Source organism: Streptomyces sp. NPDC025793 (genome assembly GCF_055558375.1).
Genome location: NZ_JBVHMR010000005.1, coordinates 25,705 through 39,755 on the forward strand (window position 1 = coordinate 25,705; position 14,051 = coordinate 39,755).

Annotated in this window: 11 protein-coding genes and 1 pseudogene; 1 reads left to right on the forward strand and 11 read right to left on the reverse strand. The window is 73.5% G+C overall.

Annotation, left to right across the window (positions count from 1 at the left end; all coding sequences use genetic code 11):
- From ACZ4MF_RS12515 to ACZ4MF_RS12550, 8 genes and pseudogenes are all read right to left on the reverse strand, one after another.
- A pseudogene (locus tag ACZ4MF_RS12515) lies at positions 1–697 on the reverse strand (hypothetical protein); the annotation flags it as partial.
- Entirely contained in the window at positions 694–3,546 is a 2,853-nt protein-coding gene (locus ACZ4MF_RS12520; RefSeq protein WP_467492000.1) for a DEAD/DEAH box helicase, read from the reverse strand. The pseudogene ACZ4MF_RS12515 and the gene ACZ4MF_RS12520, both read right to left, overlap by 4 nt.
- A 137-nt stretch (positions 3,547–3,683) precedes the next feature.
- Positions 3,684–4,265: a sugar kinase gene (locus ACZ4MF_RS12525; RefSeq protein ID WP_467492001.1), complete on the reverse strand. Its 582-nt coding sequence runs from the start codon at positions 4,263–4,265 to the stop codon at positions 3,684–3,686.
- A complete protein-coding gene (locus ACZ4MF_RS12530; RefSeq protein ID WP_356025258.1) occupies positions 4,262–5,407 on the reverse strand; it encodes an ROK family glucokinase in 1,146 nt (381 codons plus the stop codon). Before ACZ4MF_RS12530 ends, ACZ4MF_RS12525 begins: the two co-directional genes overlap by 4 nt.
- A gap of 139 nt (positions 5,408–5,546) precedes the next feature.
- Positions 5,547–6,350 (reverse strand): ATP-binding cassette domain-containing protein, encoded by an 804-nt coding sequence (locus ACZ4MF_RS12535; protein ID WP_467492294.1) that lies wholly within the window; start codon positions 6,348–6,350, stop codon positions 5,547–5,549.
- Positions 6,351–6,370: 20 nt separating this feature from the next.
- A complete protein-coding gene (locus ACZ4MF_RS12540; RefSeq protein WP_467492002.1) occupies positions 6,371–7,399 on the reverse strand; it encodes an ABC transporter permease in 1,029 nt (342 codons plus the stop codon).
- Positions 7,396–8,400 (reverse strand): sugar ABC transporter substrate-binding protein, encoded by a 1,005-nt coding sequence (locus ACZ4MF_RS12545; protein ID WP_467492003.1) that lies wholly within the window; start codon positions 8,398–8,400, stop codon positions 7,396–7,398. The genes ACZ4MF_RS12540 and ACZ4MF_RS12545 overlap by 4 nt, the downstream gene beginning before the upstream one ends.
- Positions 8,401–8,574: 174 nt before the next feature.
- Entirely contained in the window at positions 8,575–9,324 is a 750-nt protein-coding gene (locus ACZ4MF_RS12550; protein WP_356025445.1) for a GntR family transcriptional regulator, read from the reverse strand.
- A 118-nt stretch (positions 9,325–9,442) separates the two neighbouring features.
- Here ACZ4MF_RS12550 and ACZ4MF_RS12555 point away from each other — a divergent pair, with 118 nt between their 5' ends.
- Positions 9,443–10,465 (forward strand): Gfo/Idh/MocA family protein, encoded by a 1,023-nt coding sequence (locus ACZ4MF_RS12555; protein ID WP_467492004.1) that lies wholly within the window; start codon positions 9,443–9,445, stop codon positions 10,463–10,465.
- A gap of 80 nt (positions 10,466–10,545) precedes the next feature.
- Here the strand turns inward: ACZ4MF_RS12555 and ACZ4MF_RS12560 are convergent, their stop codons facing one another.
- From ACZ4MF_RS12560 to ACZ4MF_RS12570, 3 genes are all read right to left on the reverse strand, one after another.
- Positions 10,546–11,730, reverse strand: a complete 1,185-nt coding sequence (locus ACZ4MF_RS12560) for a cytochrome P450 family protein (protein ID WP_467492005.1) — start codon at positions 11,728–11,730, stop codon at positions 10,546–10,548.
- A gap of 97 nt (positions 11,731–11,827) precedes the next feature.
- Entirely contained in the window at positions 11,828–12,499 is a 672-nt protein-coding gene (locus tag ACZ4MF_RS12565; RefSeq protein ID WP_467492006.1) for a response regulator, read from the reverse strand.
- A 45-nt stretch (positions 12,500–12,544) separates the two neighbouring features.
- Positions 12,545–13,813: a sensor histidine kinase gene (locus tag ACZ4MF_RS12570; protein ID WP_467492007.1), complete on the reverse strand. Its 1,269-nt coding sequence runs from the start codon at positions 13,811–13,813 to the stop codon at positions 12,545–12,547.
- Between the last annotated feature and the right edge of the window lie 238 nt (positions 13,814–14,051).

The following is a 14,051-nucleotide window of genomic DNA, read 5'->3' on the forward strand; positions in this document are numbered from 1 at the left end:
CTTCCCTGGCGATGTCGCCGGGCCGAGCTCCGGCGGAGGTGACAGTGCGGGCCCGGGACGCGGGGTTCTCGTCCCGGACCGGAATGGTGGCGCCGGCCCGGGCCGCGCCCGGGCGGGAGGCGGCCGCATCCGCATCCTCCGGCCACGACTCACCGCCACCCCGCCCCACCGGTGCCCCGGCTCGCAGCGCTTCCCTGGCGATGTCGCCGGGCCGAGCTCCGGCGGAGGTGACAGTGCGGGCCCGGGACGCGGGGTTCTCGTCCCGGACCGGAATGGTGGCGCCGACCGGGGCCGCGCCCGGGCGGGAGGCGTCCGCATCCGCATCCTCCGGCCACGACTCACCGCCGCCCCGCCCCACCGGTGCCCCCGTGACGCCGGCGGAGTCCTCCCCCGCCTTCGCGGACTGTGGCGCGCGCCCTGCCTTCGACCGTTGCCGTGCCTCTTTGAGCACGCGGTGGGCCAGGCCGGCAGGAGTCTCCTCGTTCCCCTCCCGCACCTGCTCGCATCCGGCCCCGGCCCCCTGCCGAGCCGGCCCCGGCCCACGAACGGCCGCACCGGCGGGGGTCGGCTCCTCCCCGTCCCGTGCCTGCCCGCGCTCGGCGTCGGCCCGTTGCCGGGCTGCCCGCAGGGCCTGGCGGGCCGCGTCGGCGGGGCGGGGGGCGGGGGAGGTCGTGGGGTCCTCCGGGGGGAGGCTCATGGGGTCCTCCGGAGGGAGACGAGGTCGGACAGTTCGCGGTCGGTCAGCTCGGTCAGGGCCGCCTCGCCGGAGCCCAGGACGGCGTCGGCGAGGGCACGCTTGGCGCTGAGCATCTCGGCGATGCGGTCCTCGACCGTGCCCTCGGTGACCAGGCGGTGGACCTGGACGGGCTGGGTCTGGCCGATCCGGTAGGCGCGGTCGGTGGCCTGCTCCTCCACCGCCGGGTTCCACCAGCGGTCGAAGTGGATGACGTGGCCCGCGCGGGTGAGGTTCAGGCCGGTGCCCGCCGCCTTCAGGGACAGCACCAGGACCGGGGTCTCGCCGGCTTGGAAGCGGTCGACCATGCGCTCGCGTTCCGGGACCGGGGTGCCGCCGTGCAGCAGGTCCACCGGGATCGCGCGGGCGGACAGGTGCGCGGTGATGAGGCGGGCCATGCCGACGTACTGGGTGAACACCAGCGCCGAGCCGTCCTCGGCGAGCAGGGTGTCCAACAGCTCGTCCAGCAGGGCGAGTTTGCCGGAGCGGTGCGCCAGGCGACCCCCGCCTGCCTCCTCTTTCAGGTAGAGCGCGGGGTGGTCGCAGATCTGCTTCAGGGCGCCCAGCAGCTTCAGGACCAGCCCCCTGCGGGCGATGCCCTCGGCGGTCTCGATGGCGAGCAGCGACTCGCGCACCACCGCCTCGTAGAGCGCGGCCTGCTCGCGGGTGAGGGGCACCGGGTGGTCCGTCTCGGTCTTGGGCGGCAGTTCGGGGACGATGCCCGGGTCGGACTTCTTGCGGCGCAGGAGGAAGGGGCTGACCAGACGGGCGAGGCGGTCCACGGCCTCCTGGTCCTCGCCGTTCTCCACCGCGCGGGCGTGGCGGGCGCGGAAGGACTTCAGGGGGCCGAGGAGGCCGGGGGTGGTCCAGTCGAGCAGGGCCCACAGTTCGGAGAGGTTGTTCTCCACCGGGGTGCCGGTGAGGGCCACGCGCGCGGGGGCCGGGATCGTGCGCAGCGCCTTGGCCGTGGCCGAGTAGGGGTTCTTCACGTGCTGGGCCTCGTCGGCGACGACCATGCCCCAGGGGTGGTCGGCGAGCTGTTCGGCCGCCGAGCGCATCGTGCCGTACGTGGTGAGGACGAAGCCGCCCGTCAGGCCGTCCAGGGTGCGGTCCTGGCCGTGGAAGCGGCGGACGGGGACGCCGGGCGCGAACCGGGTGATCTCCCGCTGCCAGTTGCCGAGCAGGGAGGCCGGGCAGACGACGAGGGTCGGCTCGGTGCGGGCCCGCTTCAGGTGCAGCGCGATGAGGGTGACGGTCTTGCCGAGGCCCATGTCGTCGGCGAGGCAGCCGCCGAGGCCGAGGGAGGTCATGAGGTCGAGCCAGGCCAGGCCGCGCAGTTGGTAGTCGCGGAGGGTGGCGGCGAGCCCCGGAGGGGGGTCGGCCGGGTGCAGGCCCGCCGTGAGACGGTCGCGGAGAGCTGCCAGGGCGCCGGTCGGCACGGCTTCGACGGTCTCGCCGTCGACCTCGGCGGTGCCGGTGAGCGCCACGGACAGGGCGTCGACCGGGTCGAGCAGGCCCAGTTCACGCTTGCGGGCCTTGCGGACCAGTGCCGGGTCGACCAGAACCCAGCGGTCGCGCAGGCGTACGACGGGACGGTGGGCCTCGGCGAGGGCGTCCATCTCGGCCTCGCTGAGCGGGTCGCCGCCGAGCGCCAGCTGCCAGCGGAACCGGAGGAGGTCCTCGCTCTCGAAGAAGCCGGTGCCGTCGGTCGCCGAGCCGGGTGCCGGGCGGACCTCGGCGGCGGCCGTGAGGTCGCGGGCGAGGTCCCGGGGCCAGTGCACGGCGACCCCGGCGGCGGCCAGCCGGGAGGCGGCGACGCCCAGCAGCTCGCCCAGCTCCTCCTCGGACAGGGCGAGCACGTCGGGCACGTCCTGCTCGGCGAACCGGTCCAGGGGCGCCCACACGCGGGCCGCGCGCCGCAGCGCGAGGGCGGCGTCCACGCGCGCGCGGGGGCCGAAGGCCGCGTCGGCCTCCCCCGCCCACAGGGCCGCCGCGTCGGCCACCAGGGTGGGGTCGGCGAGGCTGTGGACCTGCACGATCGCCGCTCCGGCGGCCCGCGCGCCGTCACTGGCGCCGGCGTCGAAGACGTCGTACGCGGACAGGTCCAGGCGCAGCGAGATCCGTACCCCCGCGTCCATGCCGGCGGCGACCTCGGCCGCCCAGGCGTGAGCGCGGGGCAGGGCCACGGGTTCGCGGGCGGCGAAGGGCCGGCCGGCGGTGTGCGGGGCGGCCGGGGTGCGCGGCAGGGTGTCGGCGACCGCGTCCAGGAAGGAGCGGACCAGGGCCTCGGGCTCGGGCAGCCGCAGCGGGCCGGTGCCGGTGAGCGGCACGGCGTGGCCCTCCGGGGGCAGGGCCGCGGCCACCGCGCGCAGATGGGCGATGTCGTCGGGCTCCAGCGGGCCGGCCCGCCAGGCGTCGTGGCCGCCGGCGGTCAGGCCCGGCAGCAGCCGGCCGCGGGCGACCAGCCGCAGCGCGTGCAGCGCGGCGGCGCCCCAGCAGGCCGTCGCCGGGTGGGCGGCCGGGTCCCGGCGGGCCCGCACCAGCAGCGGCAGGGCGTCGGCGAGCGGGAGGGTCAGCGCGGGGACCTGCCGGCGGCGCACACCGGCACCGTGCCGTCGTACGACGGTGAGCTCCTCGGGGTCGCCCGGGCCGGGCAGGGGGTCGCCGTCGGGGTCCCAGAAGGCGATGCGGCCCTGGCGCGGCAGGGGCGCGGGCAGATAGACCGACGCCAGGCGCACCGGGACCAGGTCCTCGGCCCGCCCGGAACCGTCCGTGCGTCCCGCCGCCACGGCCGTGCCCGTGCCCGTGCTCATATGTCCTGCCACCTCCCGCCCGCGTACCGGATCAGACGTCGTCGGACGCCATCGGACGCCGTCGGACGCCTTCGACTGTACGGGCGGGGTCTGACAACGGGCCCCGGACACCGGTCGGCACCGGCCGTGGCCCGGCGCTACGGCACCGTGCGCGAGACGACGTACACCACCGGGTTCTTCGGGTCGGACATGTTCACGACCACGTCCTGGGTGGGGGCCGGGTTCTTCTGCGCGTGGGTGAGGCCCCACCAGGCGACGGTGCCGGTGAAGCGCCAGCCGCTGACCTTCTGGTCGCGGGCGCCGATGGCGATGTCGCCCTTCCTCAGCTCGGCCCGGCGCGTGCCCATGGACTCCAGGAAGGCGTCGAGGCCGGCGTCGTTGGTGCGGAACTGCACGTAGAGGCGGCTGGTCTTCCAGTTGTTCGTCTCGTAGGAGGCGGGGGAGTCGGCCGGGTGCGGAGCCGTCACCTGGTAGAGGCGGCTCTGCACCCTCGACGGCAGGCCGGGGGTGAGGCCGGTCGCCGCGTACTTCGCCTCCTTGTCCTTGCCGCTGTTGCGGCTCTGGTTGGCGGAGATCACCAGATAGCCGGCCGGGATGCCGATCAGCAGGCCGATGATGAGCAGGGTGAGCGCGCGCCGTCTGGCCTTGTGCCCGGGGTTCTCGGCGGGGCGGCGCGGCTCGTCCGGCGGGGCCGCCTGGCGGGGCAGTGCCGCGGTCATGCGGTGTCCCGGTCGCGACGGGCCTGGGTATAGCGCTCGTACCGTTCGTAGCGCTCCACGCGGCGGCGCTTGGCGCGGCGGAACCGGCGGGCGACCAGCCGGGCGAGGTCGGCCGCTCCGACCATGCCGGCCTCGGGGCCGAGCTGGGCGCGGGTGATGCGGGCCTCGGGGCGGTAGCCGCGGCCGGTGAGGTGGCGCTTGAAGGCGTCCCGGGCCGGGCCGATGAGCAGGTCGTCGGCGGCCGAGACACCGCCGCCGATCACGAAGCAGGAGGGGTCGAGGGCGGCGGCGAGGTTGGCGATGCCGACGCCGAGCCACTGGCCGATGTCCTGGAGCAGCTCGATGCACATCGCGTCGCCCTCGCGGGCCAGCTCGGTGATCAGCGGGCCGGTGATGTCGCCGATGTTGCCCTTGACGCGCTCGATGATCCCGTACGCCACCGGGGAGTCGGCGGCGGCCAGCTCCCGGGCCTCGCGGACGAGGGCGTTGCCGGAGCTGTACTGCTCCCAGCAGCCACGGTTGCCGCAGGGGCAGCGGTGGCCGCCGGGCACGACCTGCATATGGCCGAACTCGCCCGCGACGCCGAACTTGCCGCGCTTGACCTGGCCGTCCTCCAGGATGGCGCCGCCGATGCCGGTGCCGAGCGTGATCATGACGAGGTGGTCCTCGCCGCGCCCGGCGCCGAAGCGCCACTCCGCCCAGGCGGCGGTGTTGGCGTCGTTGTCGACCAGGACCGGCACGGAGAGACGGCCGCTCAGGCGGTCGCGCAGGGGCTCGTTGCGCCAGGACAGGTGCGGGGCGAACAGGACGCGGTTGCGGTCGGCGTCGACCCAGCCGGCGGCGCCGATGCCGACCGCGTGCACGTCGTGCCGGTCGGACAGGTCCAGGACCAGTTCGACGATGGTGTCCTCGACGACCTTGGGGCTCTTGGACTTGTCCGGGGTCTCCGTGCGGAGCTTCTCCAGGATGTTGCCGTCGGCGTCCACGACGCCCGCCATGACCTTGGTGCCGCCGATGTCGATGCCGACCGTGGGCACCCGGGGTGCGGTCAGGTGGGAGCGGCGTTCCCTGGTGCCCACGGTGCGCAGGACGGGGGCTCGGCGGGAGCCGATGGGAGCGGTGAGGTCGCGATAGGTGCTCATCGTTCGTCGATTCTGCCTCACCGCAGGTATGGGTGCCGTACGGGGAAGGGGGCGCGGGTGCGTGGGCGCGGGTGCGTCGTGGCTCGGTGCGCCCGGCCGCGGAGCCGTACATCGATGTGGCCCCGCGCCCCCGGGCCTCTCAGGTTCGCCGCAGTTCGTGGACCAGGGCGTCCAGGTCGGAGCCTCCCGCCATCTGCTGGGTCAGCTCGTCCAGCGATATCCCGTCCCGTGTGTGATTGCCCACCATCGTGCCCCGGCGCAGCAGGACGAACCTGTCCCCCACCAGGTACGCGTGATGCGGGTTGTGGGTGATCAGGACGACGCCCAGGCCCTCGTCACGTGCCGCGGCCACATATTTCAGGACCACACCGGACTGCTTCACGCCCAGTGCCGCCGTCGGCTCGTCCAGGACCAGGACCTTCGCGCCGAAGTGGACCGCTCGGGCGATCGCCACGCACTGGCGTTCGCCGCCGGACAGGGTGCCGATGGGCTGGTCGACGTCGCGCAGGTCGATGCCCATGCGGAGCAGGGCCTCGCGGGTGGTGCGGCGCATGAGGGCGGTGTCCAGGCGCTTGAAGGGACCCGCGCCCCTGCGGGGCTCGGAGCCCAGGAAGAAGTTGCGCCAGACCGGCATCAGCGGGACGACGGCGAGGTCCTGGTAGACCGTGGCGATGCCCCGGTCCAGGGCGTCGCGCGGGGAGGTCAGGCGGGTCTCCTCGCCCTCGATGCGCAGGGTTCCGGCGTCGTGGCCGTGCAGGCCGGCGATCATCTTGATCAGGGTGGACTTGCCGGCGCCGTTGTCGCCGAGGACGCAGGTGATCTCGCCCGCGTGGACCTCCAGCGAGACGCCCTCCAGGGCGCGTACGTTGCCGTAGTGCTTGGCCACGTCGGTCAGCTCGACCAGCGCCGTGCGCCCGGTGGCCCCGGCCGCGGCGCCGCTCATGTCGTCCGTCACGTCGTCGGTCATGCCGTCGCCTCCGCGCGCCCTCGGACCCAGTGGTTGAGCAGGGTCGCGAGGAGCAGCATCGCTCCGAGGAAGAACTTGAACCAGTCCGGGTTCCACTCGGCGAAGACGATGCCCTTGCTGGTCATGCCGAAGAGGAGGGCGCCCACGGCGGAGCCGATCGCGCTGCCGTAGCCGCCGGTGATCAGGCAGCCGCCGATGACGGCCGCGATGATGTAGATCAGCTCGTTGCCGACGCCCTCGCCGGACTGGACGGCGTCGAAGGAGAAGAGCAGGTGCTGGCCGGAGATCCAGGCGCCGAACGCGACGCCCATGTAGAGGCCGATCTTGGTCGCCGTGACCGGGACGCCGACCGCGCGGGCCGCGTCCTGGTTGCCGCCGACGGCGAAGATCCAGTTGCCGGCGCGGGTGCGCAGCAGGATCCAGGAGGCCAGGGCCACCAGGGCGAGCCACCACAGGATGGTGACCTTGACGCCGACCCCGCCGATGGTGAACGTCGAGGCGAAGACGGCGTGGGCGGCGGGGAAGCCCTCCATGTCCCCGATGGTCTTGGTGGACACGGTGCCGTCGATCAGCTTGGTGAAGCCGAGGTTCAGGCCGGTCAGCATCAGGAAGGTGCCCAGCGTGACGATGAAGCTGGGCAGCTTGGTGCGGGTGAGCATGAAGCCGTTGAAGGCGCCGACGGCCAGCGTCACGAGGAGGGACACGCCGACGCCGACCCAGGTGTTGGCCGTCATCTGGTAGCTGACCATCGAGGAGATCAGCGCCGAGGACGTCACCAGGACACCGGCCGACAGGTCGAACTCGCCGCCGATCATCAGCAGCGCCACCGGTACGGCCATGATCCCGATGGTCGAGGAGGCGTACAGGACCGTGCTGAGGCTGCCGGCGTCGAGGAAGCCGTCGGCGGTGACGGCGAAGAAGACGAGGACGGCGAGCGCTCCGACGACCGAGCCCAGTTCCGGCCGGGCGAGGAGCTTCTTCAGCGGAGACGTCCGCAGAATCCTTTCATCGACGGAGGCGCTCATCGGGTGCCCCGCTCGGTGTAGGCGGCCAGCGCGGACGCCTGGTCCTTGGTGACGATCTGCGGGCCGGTCAGCACGGGCCTGCCGCCGCCGAGGACGTCGCCGTTGTACTTGTAGGCCCACAGCAGGTCGACCGCCTCGTAGCCCTGGAGGTACGGCTGCTGGTCCACGGCGAAGCCGAGGGTGCCGTTCTTCAGTTCGGCGGCGACCTGTGCGTTGAGGTCGAAGGTGTCGATCTCGGCCTTGCTGCCCGCGTCGCCCTTCGCCTTCACGGCGGTGTCGGCGTACGGCGCGCCGAGGGTGACGACCGAGTCGATGGACGTGTCGGCCTGGAGCTTGGCCTCGATCGCGGACTGCACGTCGGGCATGTTCGTGCCGTTGACGTAGAGCTTCTGGAGCGTGCCGTGGAAGGTCTTAGCCACGCCGTCGCAGCGCTGCTCGTGGCCGACGTTGCCCTGCTCGTGCAGCACGCACAGGGCCTTCTTCTTCCCGCGCGCGTTCAGCTCGTCGCCGACGGCCTCGCCCGCGACGGACTCGTCCTGGCCGATGTGCGTGAGGGCGCCGAAGGCCTTGGACTCCTCGGAGCCGGAGTTCACCGTGATCACCGGGATGCCGGCCTTCTCGGCGCGGGCCACGGCCGCCTTCATCGCGTCCGGCTTGGCGAGGGTGACGATGATCCCGTCGACCTTCTTGTCCACGGCCGCGTCCACCAGCTGCGCCTGCTGCTGGGCCTGGTCGTCGTGGGAGTACAGGAAGTTGATGTTGTCCTTGACGGCGGCCTGCCGGGCGCCGTTCTGCACGATGTCCCAGAAGGTGTCGCCGTCTCCGGAGTGGGTGATCATCGCGAAGGTCCAGCGCGGGGTGTTCACCGCCGCCCTGCCCTGGGCGGCCGCGGCCTTGCGGGCGTCCTCGGCCCGTTTGCCGCCGGTGCTGCTGCACGCCCCCAGGGACAGCGAAAGTGCCCCCGTCAGTGCGATGACTGCCCAGGTCCGAAACCGTGCCACGAGGCCGTGCCCTTCTTGCGTTCTTGCCGTGTTCGTACGTACGGAAGGGGCCGGTGATCAGTCTTCAGCGGCCCCAAATGCTCCAGTATCGAACACCATGAACACGCGTGACAGGGCAGGGGGTGGCGTAACCGTCCTCTTGTCCGGACATTGTGAGGAGGTCGGGGGCTCGGGTCACGGCCGTACGAGCAGCTGGAACTCGAAGGAGTAGCGGCTCGGGCGGTAGGTGTGGTCGCCGAACTCGACCGCCCGGCCGGTGTCGTCGAAGGTGGTGCGCTGCATGGTGAGCAGCGGTGCGCCCTCGGCCTCGGCGAGCCGCTCGGCCTCGGCGGCCGTGGCGCCGCGGGCCCCGATGGACTGGCGGGCGCTGTGCAGGGTGATCCCGGCGGCGCGCATCAGCCGGTACAGGCCGGTGGCCTCCAGCTGCCCGGTGTCCAGGTCGAGCAGGCCGGTCGGCAGGTGGTTGACCAGGTACGCCATCGGTTCGCCGTGCGCGAGCCGCAGCCGCTCGATGCGGTGCACGTCGTCGCCCTCGGCGACACCGAGCGCGGCGGCGACCGCGGCGGAGGCCGGTACGACGGTGTTGACCAGCACCTTGGTCGCGGGGCGCTGACCGGCCGCCTCCAGGTCGTCGTAGAGGCTGCTCAGCTCCAGCGGGCGCTTGACCTGGCTGTGCACGACCTGGGTGCCGACGCCTCTGCGGCGCACGAGCAGGCCCTTGTCGACCAGGGACTGGATCGCCTGCCGGACGGTCGGCCGGGACAGGCCGAGCCGTGCGGCCAGCTCGATCTCGTTGCCCAGCAGACTGCCCGGGGTGAGGCTGCCGTGCTCGATCGCGGCCTCCAGCTGCTGGGAGAGCTGGAAGTACAGGGGCACCGGCGAACTACGGTCCACACGGAGGTCGAGCGCGACGGTCGGGTCCACATCTGGTTTCGGCACGGGGCTGAGCGTAGCCGCGTGATGGGTTGACGGGAAGTTGTGTAGTCCGATTGTCCGGACATACGCATTGACAGCACGCGGGGTCCGCCCTCACTTTGTTTCCATGCGCATCGGGGTCATCGGTACGGGCCGCATCGGCACCCTTCACGCGAGAACGCTCAGCCGCCACCGCGAGGTCGGCTCGCTGATCCTGACGGACGCGGATCCCGCGCGGGCCCAGGAACTGGCGCACCGGCTGGGCGAGACGGCGGCCCCGGGGGTGGACGAGATCTACACCTGGGGCGTGGACGCGGTGGTGATCACCACGGCGACGGCGGCGCACGCCGCACTGATCGGCCGGGCGGCGCGCTCGGGCCTGCCGGTCTTCTGCGAGAAGCCGATCGCGCTCGACCTGCCCGGCACCCTGCACGCGCTCACCGAGGTGGAGAGCGCCGGAACGATCCTTCAGATGGGGTTCCAGCGGCGCTTCGACGCGGGGTACGCCGGTGCCCGGGAGGCGGTGCGCTCGGGACGGCTCGGGCGGCTGCACACCGTACGGGCGCTGACCTGCGACCCGGCCCCTCCCCCGGCCGACTGGCTGCGGCTGTCCGGCGGGCTGTTCCGGGACACGCTGATCCACGACGCCGACGTGCTGCGCTGGGTGAGCGGCCATGAGGTGGTGGACGTGTACGCCGCCGGGTCGGACGCCGGGCCCGTGATGTTCCGCGAGGCCGGTGACGTGGCCACCGGCGCGGCCCTGCTCACCCTGGACGACGGCACGCTGGCCACGGTGAGCGCGACCCGGCTGAACGGCGCCGGCTACGACGTGCGCATGGAGCTGGCCGGGGAGCGGGACACGGCCGTGGTGGGCCTGGACGACCGTACGCCGCTCGCCTCGACCGAGCCGACCGGGCCGCCGCCCGCGGACAAGCCGTGGACGGGCTTCCTGGAGCGGTTCGGGCCCGCCTACGAGGCCGAGCTGAACGCCTTCGTCGAGGTGGTGCGGGGCGAGCGGCCGAACCCCTGCGACGGCCGTGAGGCCCTCCAGGCGCTGCGGATCGCCGAGGCCTGCGAGATCTCCCGGCGCGAGCGGCGCCCGGTGGCCCTCGCGGAGGTCCCGGACCGGGCGCAGCCGTCGTACGGCTGACCGCGGATCGGCGCGGGGCCGGGGGCCTGTCGTGCGCCTCGCTCGACTCGCTCCCCCAGCCTTCGGCCGTCAGCGGCCGGTCACCAGCGCACCGGGAGGCTGCGCATCCCCCTCATCAGCAGGCCCGGCAGCCACTCGCCCGGGGTGCCGTCGAGCGCGAGGCCCGGGGCGCGCCGCAGGAGGGTGCCGATGGCGATGCGGCCCTCCAGGCGGGCCAGGGGCGCCCCGAGGCAGTAGTGGATGCCGTGGCCGAAGGCGAGGTGGCCCCGGGTGTCGCGGCGGATGTCGAAGCGGTCGGGGTCGTCGTAGCGGGCGTCGTCGCGCTGGGCGGCGGTGAGGCCGACCACCACGTGCTCGCCCCGCCCGATCGGTGTGCCGCCGATCTCCAGGGGCTCGGCGGCGAAGCGGTACGTGGCGCTGTGCACCGGGCCCTCGTAGCGCAGCATCTCCTCCACGGCGCCGTCCAGGAGGCCCATGTCGGCCCGCAGGGCGGCGAGTTGGCCGGGGTGGGTGAGGAGGGCGTGGACGCCGTTGCCGATGAGGTTGACGGTGGTCTCGTGGCCGGCGATCAGCAACAGGAAGGCCATGCCGCGCAGTTCCTGTGCGGAGAGCCGGTCGCCGTCCTCGGCGGTGGTGCGGATCAGGTCGCTCAGCAGGTCGTCGGTGGGGGCGGAGCCGCGCTTGTCCTCGATCAGCTCGGTGAGGTACTCGCCGAGGCGGACGACCGCGGCCTGCTCGGCCTCCCCGTCGGCCGGCGCGACCACCGCGGTGGACGTCTTGCGGAACTCCGCGCGGTCCATGTCCGGGACGCCGAGCAGTTCGCAGATGACCGTGATGGGCAGCGGGTAGGCGAGGGAACCGATGAGGTCGGCGCGGCCCGCCGGGAGCATCTCGTCCAGCAGCTCGTCGGTGATCTGCTGGATCCGCGGGCGCAGTTGCTCCACCCGGCGCATCGTGAACGCGCGCGTGACGAGAGCGCGCAGCCGGGTGTGCTGGGGCGGATCGGTGGCCAGCAGGTGATCGCCGACCATCTCCCGCTCCATGACGGTCACGCCGATCTTGCTGGTGTCCTTGGCCAGCCGGGGGTCGGCGAGAGCCGCCCGCGCCTCCTCGTACCCCACGACCAGCCAGGCGTCCTCGCCCCAGCCGGGCAGCCGGACGCGGTGCACGGGGCCCTGCCCGCGCAGCCGGGCGTACACCGGGTGCGGGTCCTCGTGCAGCGCCGGCTCGAACGCCCCCAGATCGACCACCTGTTGCCTGTCCACAGCTCCCCTTCCGGACTCCCCCGAGGCCCACCGGACGTCCGCCGGTACCGGGACAACGCACGGCACGCGGCGTAAGTGCCCGTCCCCGGCCCCGTCTTCAGTGCCCGTCCTCGTCGAGCAGTCCCGCGTCGTAGGCGAGCAGGGCGATCTGGACCCGGTTGTTGAGGCCGAGCTTGGCGAGGATGCGCGAGACATGGGTCTTGACGGTGGCCACGCTCATGAAGAGCTCGGCGGCGATCTGGGCGTTGGCCAGGCCGCGGCCGACGAAGACGGCGACCTCCCGCTCACGGTCGTTGAGTGCGGCGAGCCGCTCACGCGCGCGTGTCTGGCGGGAGTCGGCGGCGGTGCCCGCCGCGTGCCGCATCAGCTGGCGGGTGACGGCGGGCGACAGCACCGGTTCCCCGGCGGCGACCCGGCGCACGGCGTCGACGATCTCGGCGGGCGCGGTGTCCTTCAGGACGAACCCGGCGGCGCCCGCACGCAGGGCGTGCAGCACCTGGTCGTCCGCGTGGAAGGTGGTGAGCACCACGACCTGCGGGGCGTCCGCACGCGCGCGCAGCAGCCGGGTCGCGGCGAGCCCGTCCACCGACGGCATACGGATGTCCATCAGGACGACGTCGGGCCGGGTGCGCCCGACGAGTTCCTCGACCTCGGCGCCGTCGGCGGCCTCCCCGACGATCTCGATGTCCTCGGCCCCGCCCATCATCAGCGCGAGTCCGGCGCGCACCAAGGGGTCGTCGTCCACGAGGAGGAGTCTGATCGGCGTCATGGGCCCAACGTAATCACGGTTCGCGCGGCCCGTGGCCCCGTCCGTTCACCCCCAGGGCAGCCAGGCCCGGATCTCGAAGCCGCCGTCGGGTGTGGTGCCGTGCTGCAGGCGGCCGCCGGCCAGGGTCGCGCGTTCGGTGAGGCCGATCAGGCCCTGGCCGGAGCCGGGGACGGGCGGGGCCTCGGACTCGGGCGGCGGGTTGGTGACGGTGATCGCGAGGCCGTCGCCGTGGGTGCCGCTGAGGCGGAGGGTGACCTCGGCGCCGGGGGCGTGCTTGCGGGCGTTGGTCAGGGCCTCCTGCGCGACGCGGTACGCGGTGCGGCCGACGGAGGCGGGTACGGCGCCGGGGTCGGCGACGCGATGGTCGAGCGTGATCTTCATACCGGCCTCGCGGCACTCGGCGACGAGTGGTTCGAGCGCGGCGAGCGTGGGCTGCGGGCGGCCGCCCGCCGCGTCGTCCGAGCCGCCGGTGCGCAGCACCCCGATGATCTCCCGCAGGTCCTGGAGGGCTTCGTGGGAGCTCTCCCGGATGACACCGGCGGCCCGCGCGATCTCCTCCCGCGGCGCGTCCGGCCGGAACTCCAGGGCTCCGGCGTGCACGCTCAGCAGGGTCAGCCGGTGGGCGAGCACGTCGTGCATCTCGCGGGCGATGTCCTCGCGGGCGAGGCGCTGCGCCTGCTCGGCACGCAGCCGCGCCTCGGTCTCCGCCCGGTGCGCCCGGTCCCGGAGGCTCAGCATCAGCAGCCGCTTGGAGCGCACGAACATGCCCCAGCCGACGACACAGACGGTGAGCAGCAGCGCGAAGACCAGGGAGGCGAGGTACGGCAGCCCGCTCTCGGGGCGCAGCCAGTAGTAGAGGGGGGCGAGGGCGAGGGTGGCGCCGGCGGTCCAGGCGACGCACCGGAACGGCCGGTGCACGGCGACGGTGAACAGGGAGGCCAGTTCGGCCCAGCCCGCGGTCGAGGAGACGAAGCCGACGGCGATCATCACGACGGCGAGACCGACCGGCCAGCGGCGGCGCACCCAGACCGCGAGGCAGGCCAGGCCGCCCAGCACCGCGTCGGCGGCGACGAGTCCCCTGGGCACGTCGGGGTGCTGCACCAGGGACAGCGCGGTCACCAGGTACAGCAGGGTGACCATCAGGAAGCAGCAGGTGTCGACGGCCCAGTCCCGGGCCGTGCGCCGTGGCCGACGGCCCTCGGGGACCGCGTCCGGGTCCAGTTCCCGCACCACGGCCGACGGGAGCATCCAGCGGCGCAGCCCGTTCCCGGGGACGGGGGCCGGCTGGGGTCTGTCTTCAGTCACGGTCGACAAATCTACGCAGAGCGCGCCCCTGCCGGCCGCCCCGCGCGCGGGATCGGCTACCAAAGTCGCGGGATCGCCGACTTTCGTACGGCTCCGCGCCGCGGGCATCGGCCCGGACGCCGCTCGCCCCTCGGCCCGGAGTGGGGGGAGGGCCGCGGGGCGAGACGAACGGGTACGTGAGTACGGCGGACGCGATACGTCTACCGCGTCACCGTTGTCGCGCTGTTCTTCCGGATGTTCTTCCGGG

Excerpts from the sequence above, each read along its gene's own strand:
- ACZ4MF_RS12520 (WP_467492000.1), bottom strand. The coding sequence starts at position 3,546 with ATGAGCACGGGCACGGGCACGGCCGTGGCGGCGGGACGCACGGACGGT.
- ACZ4MF_RS12525 (WP_467492001.1), bottom strand. The coding sequence starts at position 4,265 with ATGACCGCGGCACTGCCCCGCCAGGCGGCCCCGCCGGACGAGCCGCGC.
- ACZ4MF_RS12530 (WP_356025258.1), bottom strand. The coding sequence starts at position 5,407 with ATGAGCACCTATCGCGACCTCACCGCTCCCATCGGCTCCCGCCGAGCC.
- ACZ4MF_RS12535 (WP_467492294.1), bottom strand. The coding sequence starts at position 6,350 with ATGAGCGGCGCCGCGGCCGGGGCCACCGGGCGCACGGCGCTGGTCGAG.
- ACZ4MF_RS12540 (WP_467492002.1), bottom strand. The coding sequence starts at position 7,399 with ATGAGCGCCTCCGTCGATGAAAGGATTCTGCGGACGTCTCCGCTGAAG.
- ACZ4MF_RS12555 (WP_467492004.1), top strand. The coding sequence starts at position 9,443 with ATGCGCATCGGGGTCATCGGTACGGGCCGCATCGGCACCCTTCACGCG.
- ACZ4MF_RS12565 (WP_467492006.1), bottom strand. The coding sequence starts at position 12,499 with ATGACGCCGATCAGACTCCTCCTCGTGGACGACGACCCCTTGGTGCGC.